3 protein-coding genes are annotated in these 3,151 nt (G+C 63.8%); 2 read left to right on the top strand and 1 reads right to left on the bottom strand.

Features of this window, described 5'->3' with window-relative positions; translation table 11 throughout:
* Positions 1-233: 233 nt before the first annotated feature.
* A complete protein-coding gene (locus tag VFP86_13510; protein ID HET9000654.1) occupies positions 234-884 on the bottom strand; it encodes a DJ-1/PfpI family protein in 651 nt (216 codons plus the stop codon).
* Between the two features lie 198 nt (positions 885-1,082).
* Between VFP86_13510 and VFP86_13515 the strand changes: the two genes are divergently transcribed.
* Both VFP86_13515 and VFP86_13520 read left to right on the top strand, forming a co-directional pair.
* Positions 1,083-2,183 carry an extracellular solute-binding protein gene (locus VFP86_13515; GenBank protein ID HET9000655.1) on the top strand — a complete coding sequence of 367 codons (1,101 nt, stop codon included), beginning with the start codon at positions 1,083-1,085 and terminating at the stop codon, positions 2,181-2,183.
* A gap of 23 nt (positions 2,184-2,206) precedes the next feature.
* Positions 2,207-3,151 (top strand): ABC transporter permease subunit (locus VFP86_13520; protein ID HET9000656.1); only part of this gene is annotated, 945 nt, incomplete at its 3' end.

A 3,151-nucleotide genomic window follows, 5' to 3' on the forward strand; every position in this document is an offset into this window, starting at 1 on the left:
TGGACCGAAAGATGCACTTCGCGCCTTGGCCGCCTTGTCGAGATACACCGAGACGTCAATGTAGGCGATGAGGGCGACGAACGTCACAAACAACAGTGCCCCTACCACAATGCGGGTGACCGGCGATGCTCGGTCGTAAACGGTATGAAGTCTGTCCCACATCCTCGTATCCCTTCACGTCAGTCTCATAGGGTGTTTTTCCCCGTCCGCGGGGTGCTCAATCGCAGGCCGTCCTAGCGCGAGGCGTGCGCCTCCCCGGCGACGGGGCTGATCGCTCGACGGTACTCAATGTAGTGTGCGGTCTCGTCCGCGACCTCGCGGCCAAAGAGGCGCTCCACAACATAAAACGCCATGTCGATGCCCGACGCAACGCCCGCCGAACTGATGACTCCGTCGTCAACGACTCGGAGTTCTCGCTCGACGGTCGTTCCGGATGCTAGCGATTCCAGCAGGTCGAGCGCCGCCCAATGGGTGGTCGCACGGCGGCCCTCGAGGAGCCCGGCCTTGGCCAAGAGGAGCGACCCGGTACACACGGACGTCACCTGCCGGGCGGCTCTTGCGACGCGGCGTATCCATTCCAGCGTCTCTACATCGTCGAGGAGCGCCCGGGTCCCGAATCCCCCGGGAACCACGAGGAGGTCGATCCTGGGCGCGTCCTCGAACCCGTGGTGCGGGATGACCCGCAGCCCTCCCGTCGCAGAGACAGGGGCCTGGGATTTCGCGACGGTGAACACGTGGAACGGCGCACTGTCATCGGAGCGGCGCGCCTCCACCCCCGGCACGAGACGGGTTCGCGAGAAGACCTCGAACGGACCGGCAAAATCTAGGACCTCGACGCCGTCGAAGATGAGGATGCCGACGTTCCATCTGCTGATGGTATTCATGGCCATGCCCTCCATACTCTCGCTGTACCTGGGACCTCATTACGGACGGAAGCGGGGTAGTCCTGCCGCGTGCCGTATTGACGGTGGGTGCAGGAGAACACCGTCGTTGCGCCGTAGCGCGTGGGTGATCAACGAGGCAACCTGAGGGACGCGACGGTTCCGGAGACCGGGACCCCGGCCAGATGAGGGGGGAACACCATGTCGGAGTTCACCATGCCCTCGGATGGATCGACTACCCGTCCAAGGTTCGTGAGCCGGCGGGCCGTGCTACAGGCCGGGCTCGGTGCCGTCGGCGCCGCGCTCCTCGCCGCTGGCGCGGCGGATTCTCCCGCGGAAGCGGCGCCAGGGCCCACTGACGAGGCGGGCCTGTACGCTGAAGCGAAAAGGGAAGGCAAAGTCGTCTGGTGGACGGCCCACTACCAGCTCGACGCGGCCGAGGCCGTGCGCGACGCGTTCGTCGCCAGGTATCCCGGCATCGAGTTCCAGTTCATCCGCCAGACGGCCCAGGTGGTCTTTCAACGCCTGACGCAGGATCTCAAAGCAAGTGTGCATGAGGTGGACGTCTTTGCCAGCACCGATGAAGCGCATTATCTGGTGCTGAAGAAGCAGGGCGTCCTCGCGGCGTATACACCGCTCGGTATCAACAATCTCCCCAAGACCTTCCAGAATGTCGATCCCGACGGCACGTATCACGTGGGGGCGTTGGGCTTTGTCTTGATCAATTACCACACGAAGCTGACCACCCCGCCGCAGAAGTGGACCGACCTCCTGGATCCCAAGTGGAAGGACCATATCACGGTGGGCCACCCCGGGTTCTCGGGTTATGTCGGCAACTGGGTGGTGGCGATGTGGGACAAGTATGGTTGGGACTACTTTACGAAGCTGGCCAAAAACAACCCGAAGATCGGCCGGTCGATCAACGACACGGTGACCGATATCGTCAGCGGCGAACGCCTGGTTGGGGCCGGGTCGGATGGCACGTCTTTGGACAGCAAGGCGCGCGGCAACCCGATCAACATCCAGTTCCCGTCCGATGGCGCTATCCTGATCGTCTCGCCGGTGGCGATTATGAAGGACGCTCCCCATCCCAACGCCGCACGCCTCCTCGAGAGCTTCTACTACACGAAAGAATACTCGACCGCCATGACCAAAACGTTGAACTACTCATTGCGCAGCGATGTCCCTCCACCGAGCGGTGTCTCGATCGACCGGGTGAAATGGTACCGGAATAAGGCCGAGCGGCTGGAGAAGGGCGTCCCAGAAGCCATCGCCAAGTGGCGGCAGACCTTCGGCGTGTAGGCGTGTAGAGGAATCGAGCCCCTGTGTCGGTCGTTGCCCCGCCCCTGATCACACGCTACCGTCACCGGTTCGACCTCAGCGTGGGAACCTGGGCGGTCGTGGCAGCGGTCCTGCTCGTCATGGTGGCGGTACCGCTGGCGTGGATCTTCGTCGCCAGCGTCCACGCCGATCAGGACAATCGCCTCACCCTGGCCAATTACGCTGAAGCATTCACGAATCCGATCTACCTCCAACCGATCCGGAACTCGCTGGTCCTCGCCTCGCTGGTGGCGGTGATTGCCGTCCCCTTCGGGACGGCGCTTGCCTGGGCGGTCAGCCGCACCGACATGCCCGGCCGCAACCTGATCCGAATGTTGGTCTTTGCGGCCTTCGTCACCCCCTCGTTCCTTGGGGCGACGGCCTGGATCTTCCTCGCGGCGCCCAATTCCGGCTGGCTGAACCGAGGGTGGATGGCGCTCACCGGGGCGCCGAGGGGCGTCCTGAACATCTACTCGCTCGTCGGGGCCGTGTGCGTAATCGCCTTGTACAGTTTTCCCTACACCTTCGCGTTCGTCTCCAACGCGCTCGAGTTCGTCCCCTCCGAGATGGAGCGTTCGGCCGCGCTCCTTGGGGCCAACTGGCTTAGGACGACCTGGCGCATCACCCTGCCCCTCGTCCGCCCGGCCATCATTGCCGGCGCGCTCTTGTCGTTTCTCGAGGCGATCGCGGAGTTTGGCACGCCGGCATTCCTCCTGATCCCGGCCCGCCAGCAGGTCATCACGACGCAGTTGTATCTGTTCTTCCAATACCCGAACCGGCCCAATGTTGCGGCGGCCTATGCGATCCCGCTGCTGCTGGTCACGGCGGGCCTCTTCTTCATCCAACAGCACCTGCTGAGACGCGGCCGCTTCACCACGGTCACCGGCAAGGGAGGCGTCCGACAACCCTTCCTGCTGGGGCGCTGGCGCTGGCCGATCTTCGCGCTGTGC

The sequence above is a fragment of the bacterium genome, assembly GCA_035703895.1.
Taxonomy (GTDB): Bacteria; Sysuimicrobiota; Sysuimicrobiia; order Sysuimicrobiales; family Segetimicrobiaceae; genus Segetimicrobium.